Annotated in this window: 2 protein-coding genes; both read left to right on the forward strand. The window is 59.1% G+C overall.

Going from position 1 to position 1,791, the window contains the following annotated elements; all coding sequences use genetic code 11:
* Positions 1–118 precede the first annotated feature (118 nt).
* The gene (locus QJT78_RS50870; protein WP_011084637.1) at positions 119–520 is read left to right on the forward strand and encodes a hypothetical protein; all 402 of its coding nucleotides are present in this window, start codon (positions 119–121) and stop codon (positions 518–520) included.
* Between the two features lie 835 nt (positions 521–1,355).
* A complete protein-coding gene (locus QJT78_RS50875; protein WP_011084638.1) occupies positions 1,356–1,562 on the forward strand; it encodes a hypothetical protein in 207 nt (68 codons plus the stop codon).
* Positions 1,563–1,791 lie beyond the last annotated feature (229 nt).

Consider the following 1,791-nt stretch of genomic DNA (forward strand, 5'->3'; position numbering starts at 1 on the left):
TCAACGCATACAACGACAGAGCCGAGCCCTTCGTCTGGACCAAGAAAAAGGTCCGTCAACGCCGTTTCAAAGGCCGCCGTATCACTCAGCTCTGATTCCGGGTACTAGGAGATCTCGAATGGCACCGAATGCAAGCGAAGACGAGAAACGCGAGCGGCGGCCACATGTCGGGCACGACCCGGCTCTGATATCTGGCGCTTCCGCCGATGGCGCTGGGAAATCTACGACAGCCGCATCGCCTATTCCATTTACTTTTCGGGAATGGCAGAGCTCGATTGAAGCGACAAGCAACCTGTTCGCTGCGGCCCTGAAGGACGGACTAGGTTTGGCGGCTTCCTCCCTGCACGATCAGGCCACCTTTCTGAAGGATATCGCGGACTCCAAAACTTCCTCGGAGCTGTTGCGGTGTCACCTGGATTTTCTGGAGAAATTCTGGTCGAGGTCGTTCAGCGCCGGCTCGAAGATATTGGATCATCTCAAGCCACAGCCATCACCCGCGGGAAGGCAGGCGCTTCACTGAGCTTGCGATAAGAGCCCGATCGCAGCTACTTCCTCCAGAGCCGAGGGCATATGTCGCCCACTGACGAGGGTGTGGGTCGCTTTAGTGGCTTCAGCTCACCCGCCAAATCCCACGATTGCTCTGAACTCAAGATGCCGCGAGTTATCTAAGATTCGTTTGCCATAGATACCTCTCTTTTTGTCGAATAGAGCTTTTCTTAGGCGGAGGCAGGCAACCGCTGTCCGCTCAAGGGGGCGCAGATCCGGTTGGCGGCCGATGCCGGGATGAGTGATGACGTGATCGCCACAAGCCTGGGCGTCGGCCACTTGGCGGTCTCCCACCCTTCGACGTTTTTGTCGAAGGCAACCTGGCGGAGAACCAGAGCGAAGAGCCGCCTACCGGGCAGAGCGCGAACTCAACGACAAGGAAGAGGCCCTTCTGGTGGCCACCGCCTGCGGCCCTCCGGCAGGCCGGGCGCTGGACACCGGAGCTGCTAGCTGGCGAATGCTCAGGCTGACGTGGTACCAAGCGTGCCGCCGGAACGTCGTTCTCACGCTTGACTGCAACTTGCCCACACGGGCCGCTTTCGTTTTGGGAATTGCCGGGTCTCGTCAGCTTTCAGTAAGCCAGCCCGGATACAGAGCCGTTGTGGTTAACGGGACGTGGCAGGGACAGCGCTATCTATCCAGAACGGTCAGCGCCGAGTCACGCTTTCCGCTAAACTCAACGGCAGCGCGGAGCGGCAGGGATAGTGCCTTTATCCAGCCCCCCCAGGTCGGTAGGCGCCAGGCCGCGCCCGCGCTGTTTCCTGTCGCTGACCTTCTGTAGTCGGCTTTAAGCGTTCAGGGGGTGGAACATGGACGGCTTCAACTCAACATCCTCGCCTTATGCGCCGCAAGTGCGGCGCAACCAGCCGCTGCCAAGTTTGTCTCTTTATGTGCCCCCGAGCTGGCAGCAGGGAGATCCGTGGGCGCCGGAAGACCTCAAGTTGCGAATGGGTTTGCACAAGCTTCTGCCCCATCCGGATCTGAGCCAAATAAAAGTCTTACTCTCGGGGACGTGAACTAAACAGCCGGTATCGGGCCGCCAGGCTCGGAACACGAGATTTTTCTCCGCAGAAACTGAACTAGCTCCCGATTGAAGTCAGCCAAGGCGGCGAGTCGCCCGCGCTGCCTGCGATCCGAGTCGATCGTTAATAAGCCGAATTGGGCTGAACTGGACAGTTGAGCGTTGGCCAGAGTGAGAGCAGGAAGAGGGACAAAAGGTCTCTGAGCCAAGCCAGGACACGGCGG

Origin of the sequence: Bradyrhizobium sp. Mp27 (assembly GCF_029953005.1) — a bacterium.
Lineage (GTDB): Bacteria > Pseudomonadota > Alphaproteobacteria > Rhizobiales > Xanthobacteraceae > Bradyrhizobium > Bradyrhizobium barranii.